The 24,586-nt window shown below is 59.2% G+C and carries 22 protein-coding genes and 1 pseudogene; 12 read left to right on the forward strand and 11 right to left on the reverse strand.

Translation table 11 applies throughout. The features are described from left to right. The first annotated feature begins 165 nt into the window (after positions 1-165). The 3 genes from phoU to I2C21_RS02765 are packed head-to-tail and all read left to right on the forward strand — an operon-like array spanning position 166 to position 3,245. Positions 166-810, forward strand: a complete 645-nt coding sequence (gene phoU, locus I2C21_RS02755) for a phosphate signaling complex protein PhoU (RefSeq protein ID WP_101693688.1) — start codon at positions 166-168, stop codon at positions 808-810. 22 nt (positions 811-832) lie between these two features. Then, on the forward strand, positions 833-1,501 hold the full coding sequence (locus I2C21_RS02760; protein ID WP_193536281.1) for a response regulator transcription factor: 669 nt from the start codon (positions 833-835) through the stop codon (positions 1,499-1,501). Between the two features lie 13 nt (positions 1,502-1,514). Next, positions 1,515-3,245 carry a sensor histidine kinase gene (locus I2C21_RS02765; protein ID WP_195278436.1) on the forward strand — a complete coding sequence of 577 codons (1,731 nt, stop codon included), beginning with the start codon at positions 1,515-1,517 and terminating at the stop codon, positions 3,243-3,245. A gap of 81 nt (positions 3,246-3,326) precedes the next feature. Here I2C21_RS02765 and I2C21_RS02770 read toward each other — a convergent pair whose 3' ends face one another. The 6 genes from I2C21_RS02770 to I2C21_RS02795 form a co-directional block, all read right to left on the reverse strand. After that, positions 3,327-4,553, reverse strand: coding sequence for a sensor histidine kinase (locus I2C21_RS02770; protein WP_195278437.1), 1,227 nt, complete (start codon positions 4,551-4,553; stop codon positions 3,327-3,329). Further along, the gene (locus I2C21_RS02775) at positions 4,550-5,224 is read right to left on the reverse strand and encodes a response regulator transcription factor (RefSeq protein WP_195278438.1); all 675 of its coding nucleotides are present in this window, start codon (positions 5,222-5,224) and stop codon (positions 4,550-4,552) included. The genes I2C21_RS02770 and I2C21_RS02775 overlap by 4 nt, the downstream gene beginning before the upstream one ends. Positions 5,225-5,408: 184 nt before the next feature. Then, complete coding sequence (locus I2C21_RS02780; RefSeq protein ID WP_195278439.1) at positions 5,409-7,292, reverse strand: ABC transporter ATP-binding protein; 1,884 nt, start codon at positions 7,290-7,292, stop codon at positions 5,409-5,411. Beyond that, on the reverse strand, positions 7,285-9,036 hold the full coding sequence (locus I2C21_RS02785; RefSeq protein ID WP_101693694.1) for an ABC transporter ATP-binding protein: 1,752 nt from the start codon (positions 9,034-9,036) through the stop codon (positions 7,285-7,287). The genes I2C21_RS02780 and I2C21_RS02785 overlap by 8 nt, the downstream gene beginning before the upstream one ends. Positions 9,037-9,101: 65 nt before the next feature. Then, positions 9,102-9,527 carry a MarR family winged helix-turn-helix transcriptional regulator gene (locus tag I2C21_RS02790; RefSeq protein WP_180956892.1) on the reverse strand — a complete coding sequence of 142 codons (426 nt, stop codon included), beginning with the start codon at positions 9,525-9,527 and terminating at the stop codon, positions 9,102-9,104. 128 nt (positions 9,528-9,655) lie between these two features. Beyond that, complete coding sequence (locus I2C21_RS02795; protein WP_193536273.1) at positions 9,656-9,862, reverse strand: helix-turn-helix domain-containing protein; 207 nt, start codon at positions 9,860-9,862, stop codon at positions 9,656-9,658. Positions 9,863-9,953: 91 nt separating this feature from the next. Between I2C21_RS02795 and I2C21_RS02800 the strand changes: the two genes are divergently transcribed. From I2C21_RS02800 to I2C21_RS02835, 8 genes are all read left to right on the forward strand, one after another. Beyond that, positions 9,954-10,115: a hypothetical protein gene (locus I2C21_RS02800; protein ID WP_180956893.1), complete on the forward strand. Its 162-nt coding sequence runs from the start codon at positions 9,954-9,956 to the stop codon at positions 10,113-10,115. A gap of 1,032 nt (positions 10,116-11,147) precedes the next feature. Then, on the forward strand, positions 11,148-11,990 hold the full coding sequence (locus I2C21_RS02805; protein WP_193536271.1) for a DUF8171 family membrane protein: 843 nt from the start codon (positions 11,148-11,150) through the stop codon (positions 11,988-11,990). A gap of 1 nt (position 11,991) precedes the next feature. Further along, positions 11,992-13,686 carry an ABC transporter ATP-binding protein gene (locus I2C21_RS02810; protein ID WP_195278440.1) on the forward strand — a complete coding sequence of 565 codons (1,695 nt, stop codon included), beginning with the start codon at positions 11,992-11,994 and terminating at the stop codon, positions 13,684-13,686. Positions 13,687-13,689: 3 nt separating this feature from the next. Next, positions 13,690-14,526, forward strand: coding sequence for an energy-coupling factor transporter transmembrane component T family protein (locus I2C21_RS02815; RefSeq protein WP_193536267.1), 837 nt, complete (start codon positions 13,690-13,692; stop codon positions 14,524-14,526). Positions 14,527-14,541: 15 nt separating this feature from the next. Continuing rightward, positions 14,542-15,339 carry a PHP-associated domain-containing protein gene (locus I2C21_RS02820; RefSeq protein WP_193536265.1) on the forward strand — a complete coding sequence of 266 codons (798 nt, stop codon included), beginning with the start codon at positions 14,542-14,544 and terminating at the stop codon, positions 15,337-15,339. After that, positions 15,336-16,169: an inositol monophosphatase family protein gene (locus I2C21_RS02825; protein ID WP_193536263.1), complete on the forward strand. Its 834-nt coding sequence runs from the start codon at positions 15,336-15,338 to the stop codon at positions 16,167-16,169. The genes I2C21_RS02820 and I2C21_RS02825 overlap by 4 nt, the downstream gene beginning before the upstream one ends. Further along, positions 16,133-16,957 carry a MurR/RpiR family transcriptional regulator gene (locus tag I2C21_RS02830; RefSeq protein WP_193536261.1) on the forward strand — a complete coding sequence of 275 codons (825 nt, stop codon included), beginning with the start codon at positions 16,133-16,135 and terminating at the stop codon, positions 16,955-16,957. Before I2C21_RS02825 ends, I2C21_RS02830 begins: the two co-directional genes overlap by 37 nt. A 167-nt stretch (positions 16,958-17,124) precedes the next feature. After that, positions 17,125-17,877: an HAD-IIA family hydrolase gene (locus I2C21_RS02835; RefSeq protein WP_195278507.1), complete on the forward strand. Its 753-nt coding sequence runs from the start codon at positions 17,125-17,127 to the stop codon at positions 17,875-17,877. A 605-nt stretch (positions 17,878-18,482) separates the two neighbouring features. On the opposite strand, the pseudogene I2C21_RS02840 reads toward I2C21_RS02835, so the two are convergent. Beyond that, positions 18,483-19,231: pseudogene (locus tag I2C21_RS02840) on the reverse strand (metallophosphoesterase family protein). Positions 19,232-19,425: 194 nt separating this feature from the next. Here I2C21_RS02840 and I2C21_RS02845 point away from each other — a divergent pair. Beyond that, complete coding sequence (locus I2C21_RS02845) at positions 19,426-19,896, forward strand: tyrosine-type recombinase/integrase (protein WP_087287362.1); 471 nt, start codon at positions 19,426-19,428, stop codon at positions 19,894-19,896. A 257-nt stretch (positions 19,897-20,153) separates the two neighbouring features. On the opposite strand, the gene I2C21_RS02850 is transcribed toward I2C21_RS02845, so the two are convergent. Genes I2C21_RS02850 through I2C21_RS02865 form a run of 4 tightly spaced genes read right to left on the reverse strand, consistent with a single transcriptional unit; the run spans position 20,154 to position 24,570 of the window. Further along, a complete protein-coding gene (locus I2C21_RS02850; RefSeq protein WP_087287365.1) occupies positions 20,154-21,143 on the reverse strand; it encodes an electron transfer flavoprotein subunit alpha/FixB family protein in 990 nt (329 codons plus the stop codon). A 13-nt stretch (positions 21,144-21,156) separates the two neighbouring features. Further along, positions 21,157-21,948: an electron transfer flavoprotein subunit beta/FixA family protein gene (locus I2C21_RS02855; RefSeq protein WP_087287368.1), complete on the reverse strand. Its 792-nt coding sequence runs from the start codon at positions 21,946-21,948 to the stop codon at positions 21,157-21,159. Between the two features lie 19 nt (positions 21,949-21,967). Then, positions 21,968-23,107, reverse strand: a complete 1,140-nt coding sequence (locus I2C21_RS02860; RefSeq protein WP_193539270.1) for an acyl-CoA dehydrogenase family protein — start codon at positions 23,105-23,107, stop codon at positions 21,968-21,970. 41 nt (positions 23,108-23,148) lie between these two features. Then, on the reverse strand, positions 23,149-24,570 hold the full coding sequence (locus I2C21_RS02865; protein WP_193539268.1) for a D-lactate dehydrogenase: 1,422 nt from the start codon (positions 24,568-24,570) through the stop codon (positions 23,149-23,151). Between the last annotated feature and the right edge of the window lie 16 nt (positions 24,571-24,586).

A 24,586-nucleotide genomic window follows, 5' to 3' on the forward strand; every position in this document is an offset into this window, starting at 1 on the left:
GTCAGCGAGTGCATGCGGCGGCCTGCATCCCCTCGAAAAAATGCCTGCATTTTTGAGAAGCGTGTCGAGGTTTCTCGACACGCCCTTCCGCTCCCCGCTTTGGGGAGCGTTTTCCCATGCGGACGCGCCGCGTCCCCATTCTTACTCACAAGGAGGAACCCCACCATGCGTAAAACCTTTGACGCCGAGCTCCAGGAGCTGGGCGCGGAAATGATCGACATGGCCGCCGCCGCCGAGGACGCCATCGACCTGGTCACCACCTCCCTGGCCGCCCCCGACGACCGGCAGGCCAAAGAGGCCATCCATATGACCCAGAGCATGGACCGGATGGAGCGGGACATCGAAAACCGCTGCCTGCGCCTGCTGCTCCAGCAGCAGCCCGTGGCCCGGGACCTGCGTACCATCTCGGCCGCCCTGAAGATGGTCACCGATCTCCAGCGCATCGGCGACCAGTGCGCCAACATCGCCGAGATCTCCCTGCTGCTGGATAAGCGCCAGCCCGTCCCCAGCCACATCCGGGAGATGAGCAGCAAGGCCAGCGGCATGGTCAAGCGCGCCATCTTTGCCTACGTCAACCGGGAGGAGACCGCCGCCCGGGAGGTCATTGGCCTGGACGACGCGGTGGATGAGCTCTTCCAGTCGGTGAAGGGCGATCTGGTGGCCCTCATCCGGGAGGACCGGGAGAACGCCGACCCGGCCATCGACCTCATCATCATCGCCAAATACCTGGAGCGCATCGCCGACCACGCCGTGAACATCGCCCAGTGGGCCATCTACTGCGTCACCGGTACCCTGGTCGAGACCAATTAAACCCGAGGGAGGCTGCCACCCCATGTCCACCAATACCATCGTCGTCGTGGAGGACGACAGCAGCATCCGGGAGATGCTGCGCTACTATTTCCAATCCACCGGCAACGAGGTGCGCACCTATGAGAGCGGCGAGGAGTTCTTCGCCGCCGAGCAGGGCCGCTCCGCTCCCTCCATCTACCTGCTGGACATCATGCTGCCCGGCATGGACGGCCTGGAGATCCTGCGCCGCCTGCGCGCCAGTCTGACCACCGCCGATGTGCCCGTCATCATGCTCACCGCCCGCACCGCCGAGATGGACCGGGTGGCCGGGCTGGAGAGCGGCGCGGACGACTATGTGGTCAAGCCCTTCGGCCTGATGGAGCTTCAGGCCCGCATCAAGGCGGTGCTCCGCCGCACCCAGCGGGAATCCCCCGTCCTGCGCTGCGGCGACCTGGAGATCAACACCACCGCCCGCACCGTGCTCCGCGCCGGTGTGCCCGTGGAGCTGACCTATAAGGAATTTGAGCTGCTGCGCCTGCTGGCTGTCCACCGGGGCGCGGTACTCAGCCGGGACGAGATCCTGCGCACCGTCTGGGATTACGACTTCACCGGCGAGACCCGCACCGTGGATATGCACGTCAAGGCCCTGCGCCAGAAGCTGGGGGACGATGTGATCGCCACCGTCCGCGGCGTAGGCTACAAGCTGAACTAGAGGAGGGCGGAAGATGAAAAAAAAGCTGATTTTTTCCACACTTTTGATTGTACTGGCCGCTCTTCTGGTCTCCAACGCGGCGGGGTGCTGGTTCCTCTATGAGCAGGAGCGGCGGGACTCCACCCAGTCCCTGCGGGAGCTGCTCATCCTCATGGACAGCCAGAGCCAGATCACCAATGCCGACAGCGCCGCCGAGCAGTTCCACCAGGCCGCGCCCGACAAACGTCTGACCATCATCACCCCCGACGGCACCGTCCTGGTGGACACCAAGGCGGACGCCGATCAGCTGGAGGATCACGCCAACCGCCCCGAGGTCATCACGGCCCTCTCCACCGGCTGGGGCGCTGACGTGCGCTCCTCCGACACGGTGGGCGTGCCCTTGCTCTATGTGGCCAAGAAGTTCACCGACGGCATGATCGGCCGGGCCTCCATGCCGCTCTCCTCCATCGAGAGTCTGGTCTGGAAGAGCGTCACCGGCTTTCTCATCGCCTCGGTAGTGGCCCTCCTGCTCTCCCTCCTGCTGGCCCGCCGGATGGCCCAGAAGGTGCTGGAGCCCCTCAACGCCGTGGGCGGCGCCCTGACTGGCGTGCTCTCGGGCGCGTCCACCACCACGCTGGACGCCTTCCGGGGGGACGATGAGCTGCGCCCCATCCTGCGCTACATCGATAAGCTGGTGGAACGGCTGAGCGGCTCCATCCACAACCTCACCGTGGAGCGGGACAAGGTCAATCTCATCCTGGACTGCATGGACGAGGGCTTCCTCCTCCTGGACGAGGACGGCGGGCTTCTGGCCAGCAACCGGGCCGCCCGGAACCTCTTCGGTGTTCCGGAGGACTCCAGCGACGCGGCCGGGCTCCTGGTACTCACCCGCAGCCGCCGCCTGCGGGAGGCCACCGAGCAGTGCCACCGGCAGAAGAGCCCCGTCATGCTGGACGTGGACGACCTGCCCCTGCCCGGGCGCAGCCTGCGCTTCTTCCTCTCCCCGGTCTCCGGGCGGCAGTATGAGGGGGAGAATGTGGGGACCTCCATCCTCATCTCCGACGTGACCGAGATCAAGGCCGCCGAGCGCATCCGGGCCGACTTCACCGCCAACGTCTCCCACGAGCTCAAGACCCCTCTCACCTCCATCAAGGGCTTCACCGACATGCTCTCCAGCGGGATGGTGACCTCGGCGGAGGATCAGAAGCGCTTCTCCTCCCTCATCGGGGTGGAGGTGGACCGCCTCATCGCCCTCATCAACGACATCCTCAAGCTCTCCGAGCTGGAGTCCCTCACCATGGAGCAGGGGGAGGAATCCGCCCCCGTCCTGGCCACCGCCCAGGAGGTACGGGAGCTGCTGGACCTCAAGGCCAAGGAGTCCGACATCACCTTTACCGTGGAGGGCGAGGAGTGTTCCGCCGCCATCTCCGCCCCCCGGCTCAAGGAGGTCATCCTCAACCTGGCGGAAAACGGCCTCAAGTATAACCGCCCCGGCGGACGCCTCACCATCACCGTCACGCCCGGAACCAACCAGGTGACCCTGCAGGTGGCCGACTCCGGACTGGGCATCCCCGCCGAGGATCAGGCCCGGGTCTTTGAGCGGTTCTACCGGGTGGACAAGGGCCGCTGCCGCAAGGACGGCGGCACCGGCCTGGGTCTGGCCATCGTCAAGCACATCGTGGCCCTCTACCACGGCTCCATCGAGCTCAAGAGCCAGGTAGACGTGGGCTCCACCTTCTCCATCACCTTGCCGAAAGCGGTGTGAGCCCCCCTCTCCCGACGGCATAACAAATGCCCGGAGGAAGTCTAAAAAGACTTCCTCCGGGCATTCTTTTTTGTGATATGGCTATTTCAGATCCACCCGGAATCCGATGGTGGTGCCCTTCTGGTAGGCCGTGATGCTCCCCCGGTGCTTTTTGGCGATGGACTGGGCGATGGACAGGCCCACGCCAAAGCTGCCGGAAAAGGTCCGGGCCTTGTCCGCCCGGTAAAACCGGTCAAAGAGGCGGTCCAGCTCCAGCGTTCCCACCTCCGCATAGGTGTTCTCCACCGTGAGGACCGGGTGCCGCCGCTGGGAGAGGGTCACCTGAATCCGCCCTCCCGGGTCGCAGTATTTCAGGGCGTTATCCAGCAGGATGGCGGTCAAGCGCCGGATGAGCGCCTCGTCCCCGCAATAGGTCACGCGGGGCTCTAAGGCTGCCGTGAGGGTCTTGTTCCGCTCGGCCGCCAGGCTCTGGAACTCCGAGACGGTATCGGTCACCGCGCCGCTCAGATCAAAGGCGGTGCACTCCAGCGGGGTGTCGCTCTCATCCATCCGGGACAGGGTGACCATCTGGTTGATGAGCAGGCCCATCCGCTCTCCCTCGCTGCGGATGTCGTCCAGCCACTCGTTCTTTCCCACCTCCGATTCCACGATGTCCAGATTGGACAAGATCAGGGTCAGGGGCGTTTTCAGCTCGTGGTTGGCGTCGGTGATGAACTGCTTTTGCTTTTCATAGCTGTCCGCGATGGGGCGCACCGCCCGCTTGGAGATGATGATGGTCAGCCCCAGAATGAGGACGGCGCTCCCCAGCAGGACCAGAAAGGCCGTGAAGAGCAGACGGTTGGTCACGTTCTGATTCATGGCCCCGTTGACGAGCACCATGGTGGAGCCCGTGTCGGTCCGGACCACCTTGTAGCGGTAATCCGCGATCCAGCCCCGCTCGGCGCGCTCCTTCACGGCGCGCTTGACATAGTTTTCCACCTCCGACTCCGAGATGGAGGAAATGGAGTCGATGTTGACCCGGTCGATCTCCTGCCGGTCATCCAGCCAGACCGTAAAAAAGCGGGTGCTGAACTGGGTCTCGGCCGTAATGACGTCGGAGTAGGGAAACTGGGATGGCGGGCGCTTTTCCAGGGGATCAAACTTGGGAAAGACGCCGTCATTGGAGGAAATGGCGTCGGTGAGGGTGTCCATGGTGCGGTTCATCTGCACCCGGCTGAAAATGAGAATCAGCAGGAAGATTCCAAAGAACACCACAAAGATGGAGGCGGCGCTGATGAGAATGAACCGCCGGCGCAGATTCCGGATCATGCCTTGACCTCCAGCACATAGACCGCGTTGCGCACAAAGCGGATCTCCAGCGGGGCCTGGAGGGCGGCGATCTTCTTGCGCAGGTTGGAGATATGTACCCAGACCACGCTGGTGTCCACATTGGTGTCCCACCCCCACAGGTGGGTGATGAACCGCTCGGTGGGCAGGATGGTGTTGGGGGCCTGCATCATCATCTCCAGCAGCTGGAACTCCTTGCCGCTGAGGGACTGCACCCGCTCCTGATACCCCAGCTGATAGGTGGAGCGGTTGAGGGTCACCGGACCCAGGGAGAGCAGATCGGGCAGATAGGTGTCCTTTCTGCGCAGCATGGCCCGCACCCGGGCCAGCAGCTCCGCGGTGGAAAAGGGCTTGGGCAGATAGTCGTCCGCGCCGGCGTCCAGCCCCTCCACCCGCTGGGATACCTCGGTGCGCGCCGTCAAAAAGAGGGCTGGGGTGGTGACCCCCTCCTTCCGCAGGGTCTGAAGCACCTTCAGACCGTCCAGGCCCGGCATCATGATATCCAGGATCAGCCCGTCATACTCCTGGGACTGCCCGTGGGCCAGCGCGTCCTCTCCGTTGGAGACTCCGTCCACGCAGAACTTGTTGCTCTCGAATATATGCACCAGCGACTTGAGCAGCTTGGGGTCATCCTCTGCTACCAGCAGTCTCATAGGTCCACCTCCCCGTTTTTCTACTCCAGTATAGCACACCTGCCTTAAAATAGCCTAAAGGAGTTTACTCCACAGCGTGTCGAGAAACCTCGACACGCTTCTCAAAAATGCAAGCATTTTTTCGAGAGGGTACAGGACGCCGCGCGCATGGCCCAAAGGGCCACACACTTGCGGCCTGAGAAATTTACTCCAGTTCAAAGGCGCCTGTGTAGAGGTGATAATATACGCCCTTCTTCTCCAGGAGGCTCTCATGGGTGCCGCGCTCGATGATCCTGCCGTGATCCAGCACCATGATGACGTCGGAATTCATGATAGTGGAAAGCCGGTGGGCAATCACGAACACGGTCCTCCCCTCCATCAGGCGGTCCATGCCGCTCTGTACCAGGGCCTCCGTTCGGGTGTCGATGGAGGATGTGGCCTCGTCCAAAATCATGACCGGGGGATCGGTCACAGCCGCCCGGGCGATGGAGATCAGCTGGCGCTGTCCCTGGGACAGGCCGCCGCCATCCCCCTGGAGCACGGTCTGATAGCCGTCCGGGAGCATCATAATGAAATTGTGCGCGTTTGCCAGCTTGGCCGCCTGGATGCACACCTCATCGGAGGCGTCCGGGTTGCCGTATCGCAGATTTTCCATCACCGTTCCGGTAAACAGGTTTACATCCTGCAGCACGATCCCCAGCGAGCGGCGGAGGTCCGCCTTTTTGATCTGGCCGATCTCGATTCCATCGTAGCAGATCTGGCCCCGGTCGATCTCATAGAATCGGTTGATGAGGTTGGTGATGGTGGTCTTTCCCGCGCCGGTCGCCCCGACGAACGCGATCTTCTGCCCGGGCTGCGCGTACAGGCTGATGTCCTGCAGCACCGGCTTATCGGGCACATAGCCGAAGTCCACATGATCCAGAACGATCCTGCCCTCCAGCTTGGTCAGGGAGGAGCCGTCGCGGCCGGGCTGCTTCCAGGCCCAGGTGCCGGTGTGCTCCCGTGTCTCTTCCAGAACCCCGTTCCGCTCCGTGGCATTGACCAGGGTCACACGGCCCAGGTCCTCTTCCGGCTGCTCATCCATCAGGGCAAAGATCCGCGCCGCACCGGCCAGGGCCATGACGACGGAGTTGAACTGGTTGGATATCTGGGAGATGGGGCTGGTAAAGCTGCGGGACAGGGTGAGGAAGGAGGCGATCATGCCCAACGTCACCGTTTTGACTCCGAATATACTCAGGTTGGTTACGCCGTCAATGGCCATCCAGGCTCCCACCACCGCAACGATCACATATTGCAGGTAGCCCAGGGCGTTCATCATGGGCATCATGGTATTGGCGTATCCGTTGGCGCTGGCAGAGCTGTGCTCCCAGGCCGTATTCTTCTCCCGGAAGATCTCCTTGGCCTGGCGCTCGTGGCAGAATACTTTGACCACCTTCTGCCCGTGGACCATCTCCTCGATGTAGCCGTTCAGATCGCCCAGCGACATCTGCTGCTGGATGAAGTAGTATCCGCTCTTCCCCACAATCCCCTTGATCAGAAACAGGCTCACCGCCACCGCCGCCACCACAATGGCGGTCAGATACACGCTCAGGTAGAGCATACAGCAAAAGACCGCCGCAATGGTGCACACTGAGGAGACCAGCTGGGCCAGGGACTGGGCGATCATCTGCCGGAGGGTATCCGTATCATTGGTATACCGGCTCATGATATCCCCGTGGGTATGGGTGTCAAAATAGGATACAGGCAGGTCCTGCATCTTGGCGAACATCTCGTCCCGGATCTGCTTCAGGGTTCCCTGGGCGATGGTCACCATGGTCCGGTTGTAGATCCAGGTGGCCAGGACGCCCACCAGATAGACCACCGCCATCACCCCCAGCGCCTTGAGCAGGGGCCCAAAGACCGGGGAGGTCTGTCCCAGCAGCGGCACGATGTAGCCGTCGATCAGGGTCTGGATGAACACCGAGGAGGCCGCACTGGCCACCGCCGAGAGTATGATACAGACCGTAACCACCGCCATCTGCTTCTGATAGCGCTTCAAATAGGAGAGGATTCGTTTTGCGGTTTTCCAATCCATTCCTTGCTTAAGCATGGCACCCACTTCCTTTCTGCTGGGATTCAAATACTTCCCGATAGATGGCGCTCTCCTTCAGCAGCTCTTCGTGCTTTCCGATGGCGGAGATCTTTCCGTCGTCCAGGACGATGATCTGGTCGGCGTGCTGCACGGAGGAGATCCGCTGGGCAATGATGATCTTGGTGGTCTGGGGGAGATATTCCGCAAAGGCCTTTTGGATCAACGCGTCTGTCTTGGTGTCCACCGCGCTGGTGGAGTCGTCCAGGATCAGGATCTTGGGATTCTTCAGCAGGGCTCTTGCAATGCACAGGCGCTGCTTCTGTCCGCCGGATACGTTGGTACCGCCCTGCTCGATATGGGTGTCATATCCCTTGGGCATGGCGGAGATGAACTCGTCCGCACAGGCCAGGCGGCAGGCCTCCTGCATCTCCTCCTCGGTGGCGTTCTCATTGCCCCACCGCAGGTTCTCCCGGATGGTCCCGGAGAAGAGCTCATTCTTTTGCAGCACCATGGCCACCGCGTTGCGCAGGGTGTCCAGGTCATAGCGCCGCACATCCACGCCGCCGACCAGCACCGCCCCGGCGCTCACATCATACAGCCGGGGGATCAGCTGTACAAAGGAGCTCTTGGAGGAGCCGGTGCCTCCGATGATCCCCACGGTCTGGCCCGCTTGGATGGTCACGTTTGCCTGGTCAATGACCTTCTTCCCCGCCTTGGAGGCATAGACAAAGTCCACATTCTGATAGCAGATGCTTCCGTCCCGCACCTGGCGGACCGGATCCTTCGGATTCTGGATGTCGGACGTCTCCTGCAGCAGCTCCGAGATACGCTCCGCAGAGGACTGGGCAATGGTCATCATGGCGAACACCATGGAGAGCATCATCAGGCTCATCAGGATCTGGATGGCGTAGCTGAACAGGGCCGTCAGGTCTCCGGTGGTCAGTCCAAGGGCCGCATTGTTCCCGCTTGCCACAATGGCCTTCGCGCCCAGCCAGGAGATCAGCAGCATGCTCAGATACAGGCAAAACTGGAGCAGCGGCGTATTGAGCGAGATGAGGCGCTCCGCCTTTGCAAAATCTTGATAGATCCGCTCGGAAACCCGGTCAAACTTCTCGATCTCCTTGCTCTGCTGGTGGAAGGATTTGACCACCCGCACGCCCCGCAGATTCTCCTGCACCACATTGTTGAGTCGGTCGTAATTTTCAAACACCTTCTGAAAGATCGGGTGTACGGTGCGGACGATCAGGATCAGGCCAATGCCCAGCACCGGGATCAGCGCCAGGAACACCAGGGAGATCCCCCGGTTGATCCGGAAAGACACCACCATGGCAAACAGGATCATGAACGGGCCGCGCATGGCCAGCTTAATGAGCATCTGATAAGCGTTTTGTACATTGGTCACGTCTGTGGTCAGTCTTGTGACAATGGACGAGGTGGAGAACTTGTCGATGTTGGAAAAGGAAAAGGTCTGGACATTGTCATACATGTCCTGCCGGAGGTTGGCCGCAAAGCCGGCCGCCGATCTTGCGGCCGCCAGGGCGGAGCCCATTCCGGTCATGAGCTGAAGCAGGGCAAACACTACCAGCGCCAGACCATACTTCAGCACCAGGTTCATCTCCCCCTGTTCCACGCCCCGGTCGATGAGCTCGGCCATGCACAGGGGGATCACAATTTCAAACACCACTTCAAACAGGGTCAGGCCGATGGTGAGCAGGGATGTCTTTTTGTACTCACGCAGGCTTTTCCAAAGGGTTTTGATCATATGCTTCTCCTTTCATTTTGTAGCTAGCTACACTTTCGGGTAAAAAAACGCCGCCTGGCGGCGTTTCAGGTGAGGTTATGGTAGATCTGCTCCAGCAGCCGGTGCAGCTCGCTTCTGCTCCGGGCATCCATGCCCTTGACCAGCTTTTCTTCCAGCGAGGCGATATCATGGCGTATCTCCACAAAAGCCGCCTCGGCCCGGGGGGTCAGCGCGGCGATCTTGTTGCGCTTATCCCGCTCATCCACATAGCAGTGCAGATACCCGTTTTTCTCCATGCGGGTGATCAGTCCCACCACGGTAGGATGCGATACGTCCAGAGATTCCTCTATGAATTTCTGTGTGGCGGAACCGCCCGCGGCAAACACACATTCCAGCACCCGCACCTGCGAAAGGGTCAAATTACGGGCTTTCAGGGAGGAATCTGCATCCACTTTGATCTTCTCTGTGATCTGTTTCAGCAGATACCCAATTTCTTTCTGTTCCAACTGCAATCGCTCACCTCCAAACATGTAGCGCGCTACATATTATAGACAGCAAATGGTCCTCTGTCAAGCCTCATTTCCCCTTCTGTGATCCTCGGCACAAAAACAGCGGCACGGAATCTTCCGTGCCGCTCTCATCAAAGGGGCTCTCTCCGATCGGTGATGCCCAAAATATAGTCAATACTGGTCTTGTAGAAACCAGCCAGCTTGATGAGGACCTGTGTGGGAATATCATTTTCTCCGGTTTCATACTTTGAATATCCGGTCTGAGACATCCCCAGAAATTTGGCCACCTGTGTCTGGTTCAGGTCAGCGTCTTCCCTTAAATCGCGCAGTCTGTTCATGGCACTCACCTCGAACAGAGTATGGCATAACCTAAAATAGAGTATTTACTTTTAATCTGTTTCAGGTTAAAATATCGCCGAGGTGAATACTATGCCTGACTACAAAGAAATGTATTTGACTTTGTTTCGCGCCACCGAGCAGGCGATCAACACCCTGATCGCCGCCCAGCAGCAGTGTGAGGAGCTATATATGAACGCACCCCAGGGCGATTTGATTGTCCTTTCCCAAAGTCAGGACACAGAGGAAACCTAAAGCAGCGGCATGGAATCTTCCGTGCCGCTGCTTCTGCTTTCTGAAAAGAGCCAGGAGAGACATCGCTCCATGCTGACCCGTCCGAAAAAATAAGTCGGAGCAAACGATAAAACGCTTGCTCCGACGCTGGCGCAGCGGGTGGGATTCGAACCCACGTGCGGTTGCCCGCAAACTGATTTCGAGGGGAATCGATGTGATATACTGGCTGCTTATTACCACACCAAACAATTTTATTTATACGGATAAGATAAGGAAAATCCCATTTTCCACACCAGTTTATCTACAAATATTTTTCACGATATGGTCTCTCAAAACTCACCGAGTACCATTTGGGCACCATAAATTATGGTGCCCATAATAGATCTTGTTTCAAGCTTATCTCTCTAATGATCTAGCTCCACGATTTTAGCCTTTATCTTCGCCAACGATCCTCTATCACCTGCTTGATTTCCTGAATATACCACTCGGAACGTTCTTCAGAAAACAGCGGTTCTTTCAGAATCCGATTTTTCTTTTCGGCTCTGCCAAACTCTCTCCGGAGCAAATCGAAATCAATTTCGCGAATCTCAAACTAGTGGAACGGTACAATATGAAGGAATGCCATTCAAAAGCCCCACACAATATAGAGGTAGCGGTTGCTGTAGATTTTTACTTTCTTAGGATCCCGGAGAATTCCTTCTTCCAGTTTTCCAGTTGTCCGCTAGGCAGCCTTCTTTTATTGCTTCTCAACGTGCTCTAAGCCGCACTGTGGCTAAATATGGTCATTACTTCACAGAACAGTTTTAGTACAGTGTTCATAAAGATTAGAATACGATACCCTTTACATGCAATCCTCAAACTCAAGAACCCTATCTATGATTTATTTGCATCGATGTGCAAACAGCATGCAGCCCGTACAAGTAGGCTCTGTCAGTACCGCTGATGATGAAAATTTATTTACATTTTACATTACACTGATCGATATATTTACAATCCTCTGGTACTCTTTATTTGTGCGAGAAATCCGCATTATAAAACGGGAGGAATATCTGTATGAGTACCCTGGAGAAAAACACTGTCAACCAATCTCAGAAACTGATGATCTTTGTGCTGACCATGTCCCTGTATGGACTGGCCACTCTGTTTACCGAACTGATCCCCAAGTTCCAGATTGGTCTTGTGGAGCTATCGGTGGAGTTTTTCCTTTTCATCCCCTTGACTCTAGCTATGCTCTTTGATCCCCTGTCTGCCGCCCTTGGTGCTGCTACCGGCGAATTGGTGTTCAGCGAGATTATGCTGGGCCAGTTCGGCGGCCTGGGCGAGCTGGAGAAGTTCCTTACTGTGACCATCGGTGTTTACATTGCCGGCCGGATGGTACGTGACCCCAAGAACCGCGCCATGGTAGGTGTAGCTGCCATCACCGGCACCGCCGCCCAGCTGCTCATGGGTACCATCGTAGACATCGCCAAGGTTCAGTTTGCCGTGGAGGACTTCGAGGCCGTGGCCGGTCTTCCCGAGAGCGTCTTTGCCACCGAAGGCTTTGCCTTCCTCAACGACCTGCTCTTCTCCGGGATCTTCTTCTGCCTGCTGCCCACCCTATACCTGGTTCCCAAGCTGTACGGCAAGATTGAGCCCCTGCTGGGCATGGCTCCCCGCACCGCCGCCAGCACGACCTCGGGTCTGAGCCCCAAGGCCATTCTGATCTGCGTCATCGGCTTTGTCTGCGCCATCGCCGCCGAGCTGGCCGCCACCGCTGGCATGTCCCTGGTGGACTGGGAGGCCGAGTGGGCCGAGAGCGGCACCGCCCTGGCTTCCGGTATGGTTGTGGCCGCCGCCCTGGCTGTCATCATCCTGCTGGTGATGAGAAAGAACGGCGAAGGGAAAACGGCCTGCTGATATGAATGCGATTGAAATCAACGGCCTGACCTACACCTATCCGGGCGAGGCTCACCCCACCCTGTCCGACATTTCTCTCCAGATTGAAAAAGGGGACTTTCTCGCGGTCGTTGGCAACAACGGCTGCGGAAAATCCACCTTGTGCAAGGTCCTCAACGGGCTGATTCCCCACTTCATTACGGGTGAGTTTCAGGGCCAAGTCCGCGTGGAGGGACTGAACACCCTGGACAGCGACGTGGGCACCCTGGCCCAAAAGGTGGGCTATGTCTACCAGGATTTTGAAAATCAGATTGTCCGTCCCACTGTGCTGGACGACGCCTCCTACGCCTGTTTAAACTATGCCTTTCCGGACTATCTGGAGCGTGGAAAAACGGCACTGTGCCAATGTGGGCTGGAGGGTCGGGAAGAGGAGTACATCTGGCAGCTGTCCGGCGGACAGACCCACCTGCTGGCACTGGCAGGTGCGGTATCCCTGAGCCCCGATGTGCTGATTCTGGATGAGCCCATTGCCCAGCTGGACCCCATGCATGCCGACCGGATCTACGAGGTTCTGCGAGAACTCAACCAGAAGCACGGCAAGACCATCCTTGTCATCGAGCACCACACCGAGTATATTGCCGACTACTGCCGCCACGTCCTGCTGATGAAGGACGGGCAGGCGCAGTGGCTGCTGCCCACCAGGGAGGCCCTCCAGCATGTGGAGGAGCTGGAGGAGTGCAACATCTTCCCGCCCCAGGTGACCCAGGCAGCCTACCGGCTGCGGAAGGAGGCAAAGCTCCCCTCCGGCGCGCCCCTTCCCACCACGGTGGAGGAGGGCCGGAACGCTTTCTCCGCCCTGTGCTTCCGCCCCGGAGCGGTCCCAATTCCCACCCCATGTCCCGCCGGGCAGCGGGCGGTCTCCTTCCAGGACGTCTCCCTCTCTTACCGCTCCGTGAAAGGGGCGCCTCGCTCCATCTTTGACGGACTGAATCTGGACATCCGGAAGGGGGAAAAGGTGGCCCTGATCGGCTCCAACGGGGCGGGCAAGTCCACCCTGATGAAGTTGATGGTGGGGCTGCTGCGGCCCCAAAGCGGAACAGTCTCCCTCTTTGATGAGCCCATCGGGGCAAAAAAGGCTGAGGATCTGTCCCGGCAGATCTCCCTGGTCTATCAGAACCCGGAGGAAATGTTCATCAAGGACTCCATCCGCGCTGATATCTCCTATGCCATGCAGGTACGTGGGCTGCCCGACTGGCAGGAGCGCACCGACGCCCTGCTGGCACGCTTCCGGCTCACGGAGCTTCAGGACCGGGACGGCCGCCTCATGTCGGGGGGCCAGATGCGCCGGGCCAGTCTGGCCATCGGCGTGGCCCTGGAGCCGGGCATCTTGCTGCTGGATGAACCCACAGCCAACCTGGATATCGCCACTCGCCGGGAAATTATGGGTGTGCTGGAGGATATGAAGGACATCATTCAGACTGCCGTTATCGCCACCCACGACATGCAGCTGGTGTGCCAGTGGGCAGAGCGGATCATCGTGCTGCAGGGCGGCCGGGTGGTAGCCGACGGAACCCGGGACGAAATCTTCGCCCGGCAGGATTTGGTGGACCTGGTGGGCATCCGCCCGCCGGAGATCTTCTCCATGGCCCAGGCGCTGAACCCGCAGGCCCTCTGTTACACCGTCGAAGAATTTACCAACCGTTTTCAGGAGGCATAAGCTATGGAACGCATGATGAGCAAGCTGTCGGAGAGCGTCCTGGACAAATTCTCCATGGACTTTCTCCGCAGCCAGGTGCTGAAAAACGCCTACGGCAACGACGACACGGTGATCGCCGCTCTGGACCCCCGCATTCTTATCGCCTGGTACCTGTTTTTCGGCGTGGTGCCATGGTTTGTCAACGACCTGTCCTTTCTGCTGGGCTGCTTCCTGCTGGTGATGGTCACCACCCTGCTGGCCCATGTGGCAGGGCTGGTACTCTTTCTCTTTGCCCTGGGGGTGTTCTCCCAGACGGGCTACCTCTTTCTGGCCACCCTGCTCTTCGGCGGGGATGCCTCGGCCATCGCTCCCATGCTGGTGCTCACCCTGAAGGTGGCCACCATCTCCCTGGCCTCGGTTACCGTCTTTTCCGGTCTGGACCCCGACCGGCTCAGCAACGGACTTATGTGGTACGGCTGCCCTGAGCGGCTGAGCTTCTCCATCTCCTACGCCTACCGCATGCTCCCCATGCTCATGGAGGAGTTCCAGAACGTCCTCCTCTCCTACCGCCTGCGGGGTAATCCCCCCGCCCACGACACCCTGCGTGGCAAGGTGCGCTACCTCATCTATCAAGTGAAAATCATCATGGAGTCCTTCTACCCCCTGATGCTCAACACAGCTAAGCGCTCCCGCACCACGGTGGAGGCCCTGGAGCTACGGGGCTACCGCTATGCGGCCGTCAACAAAACCGTAAAAAAAATAAAGCTCTCCACCCTGAAAGTGTCGTATAATGATTTATTATTCCTGGCACTCTCCGCCCTGTGGGTAGCCCTGTGCATTCTCTGCTCCACTTTGCTCTGAAAGAAGGTTTTTCCCTTGCGACTTGATTTTCACACCCACGGAAAGCTGGCCAAAAAGCTGCCCTTTTCCACCGCCTATACCGACTGGCTCTTTGACGAGGCCCACCGGGCCGGGCTGGACGCCCTGTGCCTCACCGAGCACTTCAACACCCTGCAGTTCGACGACCTGTATGGCTACCTGTCCTCGGTGAGCCGCCGGACAGAGGACGTGCTGGAGCTGCCCAACGGGCTGCGCATCTTTCCGGGCATGGAGACCGATGTGGCCGAGGGCGGCCACATCCTGTCCATCGGCCCCCTGGAGGCCATTTTAGAGCTGAACCACCGGCTGGAATCCCACAAGGAAAAGGGGAACTTCCTCCCCTTCGCCCAACTCATGGACCTGTTCGGAGAGTACCCGGTGCTGGTAGGCTGCGGCCACCCCTACCGCACCCCGGGCCATGTGCCCGAGCTGCCGCAGGAGCAGCTGGAGCGGCTCCAGTTCCTGGACCTGAACGGGAAAGACCTGGCCCTGGACCGCTCCCGCACGGAGGAGCTGACCTACGCGCTGGGCCGGCAGCTCCACATCCCCGTGGTCTCGGGCAGCGACACCCACCAGGCGGTACAGTACGGCTGCGTCACCACCGTATTTCAGCGGGAGGTCTGCTCCGTCTCCGCCCTGAAGGCCGAGATGGATGCCGGGCGGTATGAGATCCAGCTCTCCGACACCGCCGCAGCCCAGGTGCGCACCGCCTGTCTGCTCAAGCGCTCTCTGAAGGAGATTCACGCTCTGGGCGGCGACTATGTCTCCATTCTCACCAAGGAGGCCATTGCATGAGTATCCTCACCGACGCCCTGGCCGGGCAGGTAGTGGAGGCCGTCCGGCGGGCCGGCTCTCTGCTGACCGCCCCCTCCGCCGTTCAGACTGTGGTGCCCAAAAGCCGGACGGACTTCGTCACCAATGTGGATCTCACCGTGCAGAATACCCTCCGGGGTCAGCTGGAACAGCTGGCCCCGGCTGTGCAGTTTCTGGGGGAGGAAGGGGAAAAAGCTGCCATTGACCTACGCCGTCCCTTCTGGATTCTTGACCCAGTGGACGGCACAACCAATCTAATCCATCAGTTCGGGCACAGTGCGGTGTCTCTGGCGCTGGCGGAGAACGGGCAGATCTGCTTTGGTATTGTTTATCAGCCCTATACCGGAGAATGCTTTACCGCCCGCCGAGGAAAAGGGGCTTTCTTAAACGGCCGGCCCATCCGGGTAAGTGGGGCTGACCGGCTGGCAGACAGTCTGCTGTCCACCGGCACTGTGCCCGGCCGGCGGGATCTGGCCGATCAGGCTTTTTATCAGATGAGAGCCCTCTATGACCGCTGTCAGGACATTCGCCGGGCCGGATGCGCCTCCCTGGATCTCTGCTGGGTGGCCTGCGGTCGTCTGGAGGGGTACGTGGAGCTGGCCCTCCAGCCCTGGGACTATGCCGCCGGTCTGCTTCTGGTGGAGGAGGCAGGTGGTCGGGTCACCACCCCCGATGGCGCGCCCCTCTCCCTTCTGGAGGGCAGCGGCGTGCTGGCCTCCAATGGACTGCTTCACCCAGCCCTCATCGATGTACTGAATGAACAGGAGAAATACCAATGGAACTATGCCTTGCTATCTCACCCGGAGAACTGACCCGGGCCGAGCAGAAAATTCTGGACTACATCAACACGAACACCGATGCCTTTCTGTTTTCCTCCATCGGACAACTAGCCCGGCGGCTTGGCCTCTCCGATGCCACCGTATCCCGCTTCGCCCGCCACGTAGGTTGTACCGACTTTAAGGAGCTGAAATCCCTTGTGGTGGAGCAGGCTGCCGGGCCTGCTGCCAAGATGGCAGGAACTCTGTCCCAGGACGGTGGTTTTTCTCCCATCGCTTGGCTGGAGCGGCAACAGCTCTATCTGCAAAAAACCGCCCAACAACTGGATCAGGTGGAATTTGACCGAGCAGCAGATGCGCTGGTCTCTGCCCGGCGAATTTTTCTGCACGGAAAAAATGCCTCCTCTTCCCTGGCCAACATGCTGGCCTTCCGCCTGCGTCGCCTGGGACTCCCTGTCTCTCTGCTTCCCTCAGGCGGCTCGGAGCTGCTGGAGGGCCTGCTCCAGGCTGAAGAGCAGGATCTGGTAGTCATGTTCAGCTTTTCCAAACTATCCCGGGAGGGCCGGGTCATTCTGGACCACAGCAAAACGGTAGGCTACCAGACATTGGCCTTTGTCAGCCGTACCTGCATCCCGCCAGAAGAGCAGGCAGACATCAGCCTGTTTGCCTATCGCGGCGAGGAGAAGGAATACCACTCCATGTCCGCCCCCACCGCCCTGCTGGATGTGCTGACCGTGGCCGTAACCGAACGGCTGGGCCAACGGGGAAGCGACAGTCTGGAGCGGCTCCACCAGCTGAAAACCAGCTACTTCCCCTTGGGATAAACACCACACCGCACAGGAGGGTATCTGATATGAAACTGCGGAACTGAGCCAAACAGCTGACCATCCGTCTCATCTCCCGCTCGGTCTGGGGACTCAGCTGCGCGCGAATAGGAGGATATATGGAACACACGCTTGATTTCAATCAAAAACTCGGGTTCATCTGCGATATGGACGGTGTTATTTACCACGGCAACCGCATCCTTCCCGGCGTGCCGGAATTTATCCAGTGGCTACACGACGAGAAAAAGGAATATCTCTTTTTGACCAACAACAGCGGCTACACCCCCAAGGAACTACAGCAGAAGCTGGCCCGCATGGGGCTGGACGTCTCAGAGGAGCACTTCTATACCAGCGCTCTGGCCACCGCAGCCTTTCTGAAGGAACAGGCTCCTGGCTGTTCCGCTTTTGTGATTGGCGAGAGCGGCCTCTTTAACGCCCTCTACGATGCGGGTATTACCATGAATGATGTAAACCCAGATTATGTCGTGGTGGGCGAAGGCCGCTCCTATTCCCTGGACACCCTCACCAAGGCCACGAATCTAGTTCTCAACGGTGCCAAACTGATTGGAGCCAACTCCGATGTCTCCGGCCCAATCGAAAACGGAATTGCCCCTGCCTGCCGAGCTCTGGTGGCCCCCATCGAGATGGCCACCGGTATGCAGGCCTACTTCTGCGGAAAGCCCACCCCCCTTATGATGCGCACCGGCTTGCGGATGCTGAACTGCCACTCCGCAGATGCCGTCATGGTGGGCGACCGAATGGATACCGATGTCATCTCCGGCCTAGAGAGCGGCATGTCCACTGTCCTGGTGCTTTCCGGCGTGTCCACACCGGAGACACTGAAGACCTACGCCTATCGTCCCACCGTCGTTCTCAGCGGCGTGGTGGAAATCGTTGAGCAGGCCCGTGCCGCCAAATAAGGCTTGCCTTCTCCCACTGCTGGTGGGGTGATCCCTTGAAGATGATATTTCCAGAAGGGGTAGTAAGGTTGCGCTTATATTGTCCGCTGTGGCAGCCATAGCGTTGCTCGTTGCACTTGTACCGGGCATTCTGGGTCAGGTCCTCTGCCTCGGGGCCTCCGGCAGCTCGTTGAGAGGTTTTCTCCACGCTGCCTTGTACCAATTTCTTTAGCTGCTTCCTTGATAACTTCCTCGTTTAGCTGTACAATCTTCTCATTATTCCAAACGATATTATTTTAGGTTCTATCTAACGCTGGAACCTATCCATTTTACTAAAGTGCTTTTATTGACCCCCAGTTAAACTGGGGGATTTCATTATACCTATTCGACGCCATAAAAAGTCCCTTGAAACCATCTGGCTTCAAGGGATTTTTGTCTTTTGTTGCCGAAAAAGATACAGCCCGGAAAGCCTTGCGGCTCAATGGATTCAGGGTTTTGCACAACTTGTATTTTTGTATTTCTGCGCTTTTTTCAAGCCATTTCCGAACCCCCATATTGACATACTGACAAAGCCATGTGCAAACAGGATACGAAAAAAGGGCCATGCGTCAGCACAGCCCTCTTTCTTACTTCAGTCTTATGATCTGCTCATATAGCATAGCATACTTTTTCTCGATCACCATGTTGCTGTGGTAGTGGCCGAAGAACCAATACCGGAAGGTACATCTCTGACACACTTCATCGAAGAACTCGGTCAGTGCGTCTTTCTTGAACATTCCTCCGCTGAACACATCCTGTATGCTGGAGGGGCAGCAGTGGCTGATGATGTAATCCACATTCCAGTGGACACGCTCCAGATTTGCTCTGGCTTCCAGATATTCCGCTTCGCTGGGCAGTTCCTCGGCCCACCAGGAACGATGGTTCACACGAAACAGCGCACCGCGTTGTTCGAGTTGCTGAAACTTTTCCTCGAAGTCTGGATCGTCCGGCTCCAGAATGCCATCCTGGATATCATGGGAGGATGCGCCGCCCATGGTAAAAACTTCCTGCCGTTGAGCTCATATACCTGGCCCCGCATGAGATGCAGGACGGAGGGACGTATCCTCTGGATCTGTCCGCCATGCCACTCCTCTTTGGGATAACCTTTGTAGGCGTCATAGTTTTCATGGTTCCCGAGCACGAAGGCCGTGGTGTAGGGCAGACTATCCAGCCAGTCCAGTCCTGCATCATCCCGTGGATCACCGTACCAGATTCCACCAAAGTCTCCACAGACCAGAACCAAATCCTCCTTGGACATGTGTTCCTGCTCATAGAAGATGTCGGGCCGGAACCGGCAGAAATCTCCATGTGTATCTCCTGTTATAAAAATTTCCATAAGTAAATCGCTCCTTGTCTCTATTTTAGCATACGGACTGTTCAATCTCCAAATCGCTGTATCGGAACTTGACCCGGATTGTTTCCGCATCGACTACAGTGACCCGTTCAATCATCTTGCGAACGACCTCGTCATCATAGTGAGGAAAGCCATTGAGATGTTCCTCCAGATAAGTTGCGTATGACAGTAAAAGAATGGGTCGCTTTCTGACAAAAAACTATGACGCACCGAGTGTGAGGCATACGACCTGCGAAGCGCATCGCTATGTATTGAAAAATCATATTCTGCCTTGGATAGGGGATTGTCCGCTGGAATCCCTGACGACGCAAAAGATAGAGGAGTTTCTGGAAGAGCATCAACTGCATGGAAACAAACGGAATGGGAAACCACTATCCCAGCAGACTATGCGGCATATTCAAAATCTACTCTCAAAGGTGCTAAGCCAGGCAGTAAACCGTGGCTTGATTGAAAGAAATCCAGTACAAGGAATCTGTCGCTCGGCTCCAAAGCAAGTAAAGGCTACGATTCTAGCTGACAATGAAATCCGCGACTACTTATCCGCTGCAAAAGATTTTCATAAGCTGACCGAGCGTGTTCTGATGGAGGACCTGTATGACAGAACGCCCCATATTTTAGACCATGCAATCACGATACTGCTGGGGTGAGACAGGAAGCGTTTCGGAAATACCGACCTTCTTTCTGGCGGGAGCCGGAGGTCCTGATGAGGGAACCTCCGGCTCCCACCGTTTCTGTATTTGTACCTTAGCTGCTGGCAGAGGGCGGCCGGTTTAGAAAAACGGCACCCCGTCGGACCAACCGGTGAGGCTGGACCAACGGGGTGCCGTTGTGTGTTGTTGTTTTTGTCCAATCATGCCATCGTGCAAAGTGCCGGGGGAAGGGCAGCGAAGCGCTGCCCGCTGGGTTACTCCGCCTTGCGCTTGCGGATTTCTTCGATCATGGCAGGCAGAACCTTCATCACGTCGCCTACGATGCCCACATCGGCCACATCAAAGATGGGGGCGTCCTCGTCCTTGTTGATGGCCACCACATAGCCGGAACCGGTCATGCCGGACACGTGCTGGGTGGCGCCGGACACGCCGCAGGCGATGTACAGGGCGGGGGAGACAATCTTGCCGGACTGGCCTACCTGGTGGGCACGGGACACCCAGCCCTCCTCGATGGCAGGACGGGTGGCGCCCACCACGCCGCCCAGCAGCTGGGCCAGCTCCTCCACCAGGGCGAAGTTCTCCTGGCTGCCCATACCACGGCCGCCGGTGACGATGACCTTGGCCTCCTCCAGGTTCACGGACTCGGAGATCTCCTTCACCGCTTCCACTACCTTGGTCTTGATGGCGTCGGCGGGCACCTCCACCGCCTCAGCGGTGACAGGGGCGGCTTCGCCGGCCTCAGGCTTGGAGAAGGCGCCGGAGCGGACGGTGGCCACTACAGGCAGGGTGTCCACCACCACGTCGTTGAGCACCGTGCCACCGTAGAGGGGAACGGTCCATACGGGGGTGCCGTTGTCGATCTTCAGCGCGGTGGCGTCCTGCACACTGCCCAGGCCCTTCCGGGCGTCCAGCCGGGCGGTGAGCTCCCGGCCCAGGGGGGTGTTGCCGGCCAGCACCGCGGCGGGCGCATACTTGTTGACCATGGCCTCCAGCGCGCAGACCATGGCGTCGCTGCAGCCGTCGCTGAAGGCAGCACCCTCTACCGAGAGTACGCCGTCACACAGCGGAGCAGCCTTTTCTGCGGCGGCGGCATTGTCCGTGCCCACTGCCAAAGCCAGCACCTTACCGCCGGTGAGACCGGCCAGGGTGCGGGCGGGAGTCAGAGCCTCCAGGCTCACATTTACCACCTTGCCTTCCTTTTGCTCCAGGAAGACCAGAATATCTTTGCAATTGCCCCAATCCATGTCTGTCTCTCCTTTACAGCAGCTTGGCGGCGGCCATCATGTCAACAGCCTTGATGGCGGATTCCGCAGCAGTTTCCTCGTTGATTTTCACACCGGCCTGGCGCTTGGCGGGCTCAAAGACCTTGACCACGTGGGCGGTGGGCTTGCCGGGCTCCACAGAGTCCAGATCGGCGGCGGAGAGCACGGGGATGGCCATCTTCCGGGCGGCCATCTTGCTCTTGATGGTGGGGTAACGGGGGTCATAGGCGGGCTTGTTCACCGTGACCACGCAGGGGAGCGCGGACTCTACCTTGCGGTAGCCCTCCTCAGTCTCCTGCTTGGCGCAGATGCCGGCGTCCGTCTGCTCGATGTCCACCAGGTCCACGATCACGCCGGTGCCCAGGGCCTCAGCCAGCTGGGGCCCCAGCTGGCCGCTGGCCCGGTCGGTGGCCTCGCGGCCGCAGAAAATCAGGTCAAAGGGCTTGCCGGCGTCCGCCTCCAGCTTCCGGATGGCGGCGGCCAGGATCTTGCTGCGGCCCAGGGTGTCCGCGTCCTCAAAAGTGGGGTCGCTGATGACATAGCCCTGGTTGGCGCCCACGGCCAGGCAGGTCTTCACCGCGTCCCGGGCTTTCTCCGGGCCCACGGTGATGGCGGTGATGCTGCCACCCACGGCTTCTTTGAGGCGGGTGGCCATCTCCAGCGCATAGGTATCAAAGGCGTTGACCACGGGGGTGACGCCGTCCAGATTCACTTCCTCGGTGCCGGGCTTCAGGTGGATTTCCACCGAGTCATCGGGCACCTGCTTCAGGCAGACCAGAATCTCCATATCACTCGAGCTCCTTCAATTAGAATTTTCCAATGGTGTTGTTGGCAACCACAATGCGCTGCACCTCGTTGGTGCCCTCAAAGATCTGGAAGATCTTAGCGTCGCGGAGCAGCTTTTCCACCGGGTACTCCCGGCTGTAACCGTAACCGCCGAACATCTGGATGGCCTCGGAGGCCACCTCCATGGCGATATCGGAAGCATAGCACTTAGCGATGGCGGACTCCTTGGAGCAGGGCAGGCCCTGATCCATCAGAGTCAGGGCGTGGGCCACCATCTGACGGGCGGTCTCAATCTTGATGGCCATGTCGGCCACCTTGAACTGGAGGGCCTGGTTCTTCAGAATGGGCTTGCCGAACTGGACACGCTCCTTGCCGTAGGCAATGGCCTCTTCCATGGCCCGCTGGGCGATGCCGGTGGCGATGCAGCCCATCCAGGCACGGGCCTGGTCCAGAGTCTTCATGGCGATGGTGAAGCCCTGCCCCTCAGCGCCCAGCAGATTGGAGGCAGGAATACGGCAGTCGTCCAGCACCACGTCGCAGGTGTTGGAGGTGCGGATACCCATCTTGTCCTCCTCGTGGCCGGTGGAGAGACCGGGGGTGCCGGCCTCGATGAAGAACATGGACATGCCCTTCACGCCGGCGGACTTGTCGGTCATGGCGGTAACGCAGTAGAAGGAGGCCACGCCGCCGTTGGTAATGAAGCACTTGCGGCCGTTGAGGATGTAGCTGTCCCCGTCCTTCACAGCGGTGGTCTTGCCGGCGCTGGCGTCAGAGCCAGCCCCGGGCTCGGTGAGGCAGAAGGCGCCGAAGCCGCCGTCCATGATCAGCTGGCAGGCGCGCTTCTTCTGGGCCTCGTTGCCGGCGATGAGCACCGGCTTCATGCCCAGGCCGCTGGCGGAGATGGTGGTGGCAAAGCCGGCGTCGGCCTTGGCCATCTCCTCAAACAGGGCGGCCACATCCACCCGGCTCAGACCGGGGCCGCCGTACTCCTCGGGGACCTCCAGGGTCTGCAGCTGCATCTCGATGGCCTGGTCGTAGATCTCCTTGGGCCACTCGCCGCTGCGGTCAAACTCCTTGCAGGGCTCCTTGACCTCGTTTTCACAAAAATCCTTCACATCGCCCAGCAGATCCTGGGCAGCCTCTGAAATCAAATAGGACATGAGTTTTTCCTCCGCTCGATTTTCTGTCTTTTCCAGTATGTTTACAGGGTGTAGCAGACCTTGCCGGGATTCAGGATCATGTTGGGGTCAAAGGTGTGCTTGATGCCCTCCATCAGGCGCATGTTCACCGGGCCCACCATCTCGGCCAGATACTCCATCTTGCCCCGGCCGATGCCGTGCTCGCCGGAGATGAGACCGCCCAGCTCAGTGGCCTTGCCGTAGGCCCGCTTCATGAAGGCGGCCACCTGGCGCTTGAACTCCTCCGGGTCCATATCGTTGGAGCAGTTGTAGATGTGCAGGTTGCCGTCGCCGGCGTGGCCGAAGCTCTTGACCTCGAAGTCGTAGTCTTTGGCGATCTCGTTGATGAAGTTCACATAGTGGGCGATCTCGTTGACGGGCACCACCACGTCGCTCTCGTCCAGCAGCTTGGTGTTGGCCTCAATGGCCTCCAGGAAGGTGGAACGGGCGGCCCAGGCGTCCTTCTTCAGCTGGGGAGTGTCGGCTACCAGGATGTCCAGAGCGCCGGCCTCCAGCAGGACCTCGGAGGCCTGCTCGATCATCTCGTCCAGCTGCTCCTCGCTGTCCCCGTCGAAGGTGATGAGCAGGTAGGCGTTCACGTCGCTGCCCTCAAAGGTCTGAGGGAAGGTGCTCTTGCCCAGGTAGGACTCGCTGAGGCGGACGATCTCCCGCTCCATGAACTCCAGGGCCTGGGGGTGGAGGTTGGCCTTCATCATCTTGGGCACGGTGGCGATGCAGTCCTCCAGGTTCTCATAGAGGGCCACCAGGCTGATGACAGCCTTGGGGGCGGGGATCAGCTTCAGGGTCAGCTCGGTGATGATGCCCAGAGTGCCCTCAGAGCCGATCATCAGGTTGAGCAGGGAGTAGCCGGAGCTGGTCTTGGACACGCTGGCGCCCATGTTTACGATCTCGCCGGTGGGCAGTACCACGGTCATGGCCCGCACGTAGTCCCGGGTGGTGCCGTACTTGACCGCCCGCATGCCGCCGGCGTTGGTGGACACGTTGCCGCCCAGGGTGGCGAACTTCTCACCGGGATCGGGGGGATAGAGGAAGCCCTTCTTGGCTGCGTCCTCGGCCAGGTCGTTGAGGAGCACGCCGGCCTGGACCCGGACCACCATGTTATCGGTGTCATAGGAGAGAATCTTGTTCATCTTGGTGATGGACAGCACCACACCGCCGCAGACGGGGACAGCGCCGCCGGTCAGACCGGTGCCGGCGCCGCGGGGAGTGACGGGGACGTGATGCTCGTTGCACAGCTTCATCACTGCGGCCACCTCTTCGGTGGAGACAGCCTCCACCACCACCTCGGGCATGGCCTTGCCGTAGATGGGCATCTCGTCGTGGGAGAAGTCGTCGTTGATGTCCCCGTCCACGCTGACCCGGCCGGGCACCGCAGCCTGCAGCGCCTGGATCAGTTCGGGGGTCACTTTTTCATACTGACTCATAGCGGATTCCTCTTTT

The organism is Clostridium sp. J1101437_171009_A5 (assembly GCF_015547905.1).
GTDB classification, from domain to species: Bacteria; Bacillota; Clostridia; order Oscillospirales; family Oscillospiraceae; genus Pseudoflavonifractor_A; species Pseudoflavonifractor_A gallinarum.

Excerpts from the sequence above, each read along its gene's own strand:
- I2C21_RS02865 (WP_193539268.1), bottom strand. The coding sequence starts at position 24,570 with ATGAGTCAGTATGAAAAAGTGACCCCCGAACTGATCCAGGCGCTGCAG.
- I2C21_RS02855 (WP_087287368.1), bottom strand. The coding sequence starts at position 21,948 with ATGGAGATTCTGGTCTGCCTGAAGCAGGTGCCCGATGACTCGGTGGAA.
- I2C21_RS02795 (WP_193536273.1), bottom strand. The coding sequence starts at position 9,862 with ATGAACAGACTGCGCGATTTAAGGGAAGACGCTGACCTGAACCAGACA.
- I2C21_RS02845 (WP_087287362.1), top strand. The coding sequence starts at position 19,426 with ATGGGTCGCTTTCTGACAAAAAACTATGACGCACCGAGTGTGAGGCAT.
- I2C21_RS02775 (WP_195278438.1), bottom strand. The coding sequence starts at position 5,224 with ATGAGACTGCTGGTAGCAGAGGATGACCCCAAGCTGCTCAAGTCGCTG.
- I2C21_RS02765 (WP_195278436.1), top strand. The coding sequence starts at position 1,515 with ATGAAAAAAAAGCTGATTTTTTCCACACTTTTGATTGTACTGGCCGCT.
- phoU (WP_101693688.1), top strand. The coding sequence starts at position 166 with ATGCGTAAAACCTTTGACGCCGAGCTCCAGGAGCTGGGCGCGGAAATG.
- I2C21_RS02850 (WP_087287365.1), bottom strand. The coding sequence starts at position 21,143 with ATGGATTGGGGCAATTGCAAAGATATTCTGGTCTTCCTGGAGCAAAAG.
- I2C21_RS02770 (WP_195278437.1), bottom strand. The coding sequence starts at position 4,553 with ATGATCCGGAATCTGCGCCGGCGGTTCATTCTCATCAGCGCCGCCTCC.
- I2C21_RS02760 (WP_193536281.1), top strand. The coding sequence starts at position 833 with ATGTCCACCAATACCATCGTCGTCGTGGAGGACGACAGCAGCATCCGG.
- I2C21_RS02860 (WP_193539270.1), bottom strand. The coding sequence starts at position 23,107 with ATGTCCTATTTGATTTCAGAGGCTGCCCAGGATCTGCTGGGCGATGTG.
- I2C21_RS02825 (WP_193536263.1), top strand. The coding sequence starts at position 15,336 with ATGAGTATCCTCACCGACGCCCTGGCCGGGCAGGTAGTGGAGGCCGTC.
- I2C21_RS02785 (WP_101693694.1), bottom strand. The coding sequence starts at position 9,036 with ATGATCAAAACCCTTTGGAAAAGCCTGCGTGAGTACAAAAAGACATCC.
- I2C21_RS02780 (WP_195278439.1), bottom strand. The coding sequence starts at position 7,292 with ATGCTTAAGCAAGGAATGGATTGGAAAACCGCAAAACGAATCCTCTCC.
- I2C21_RS02830 (WP_193536261.1), top strand. The coding sequence starts at position 16,133 with ATGGAACTATGCCTTGCTATCTCACCCGGAGAACTGACCCGGGCCGAG.
- I2C21_RS02805 (WP_193536271.1), top strand. The coding sequence starts at position 11,148 with ATGAGTACCCTGGAGAAAAACACTGTCAACCAATCTCAGAAACTGATG.
- I2C21_RS02800 (WP_180956893.1), top strand. The coding sequence starts at position 9,954 with ATGCCTGACTACAAAGAAATGTATTTGACTTTGTTTCGCGCCACCGAG.
- I2C21_RS02815 (WP_193536267.1), top strand. The coding sequence starts at position 13,690 with ATGGAACGCATGATGAGCAAGCTGTCGGAGAGCGTCCTGGACAAATTC.
- I2C21_RS02810 (WP_195278440.1), top strand. The coding sequence starts at position 11,992 with ATGAATGCGATTGAAATCAACGGCCTGACCTACACCTATCCGGGCGAG.
- I2C21_RS02835 (WP_195278507.1), top strand. The coding sequence starts at position 17,125 with ATGGACGGTGTTATTTACCACGGCAACCGCATCCTTCCCGGCGTGCCG.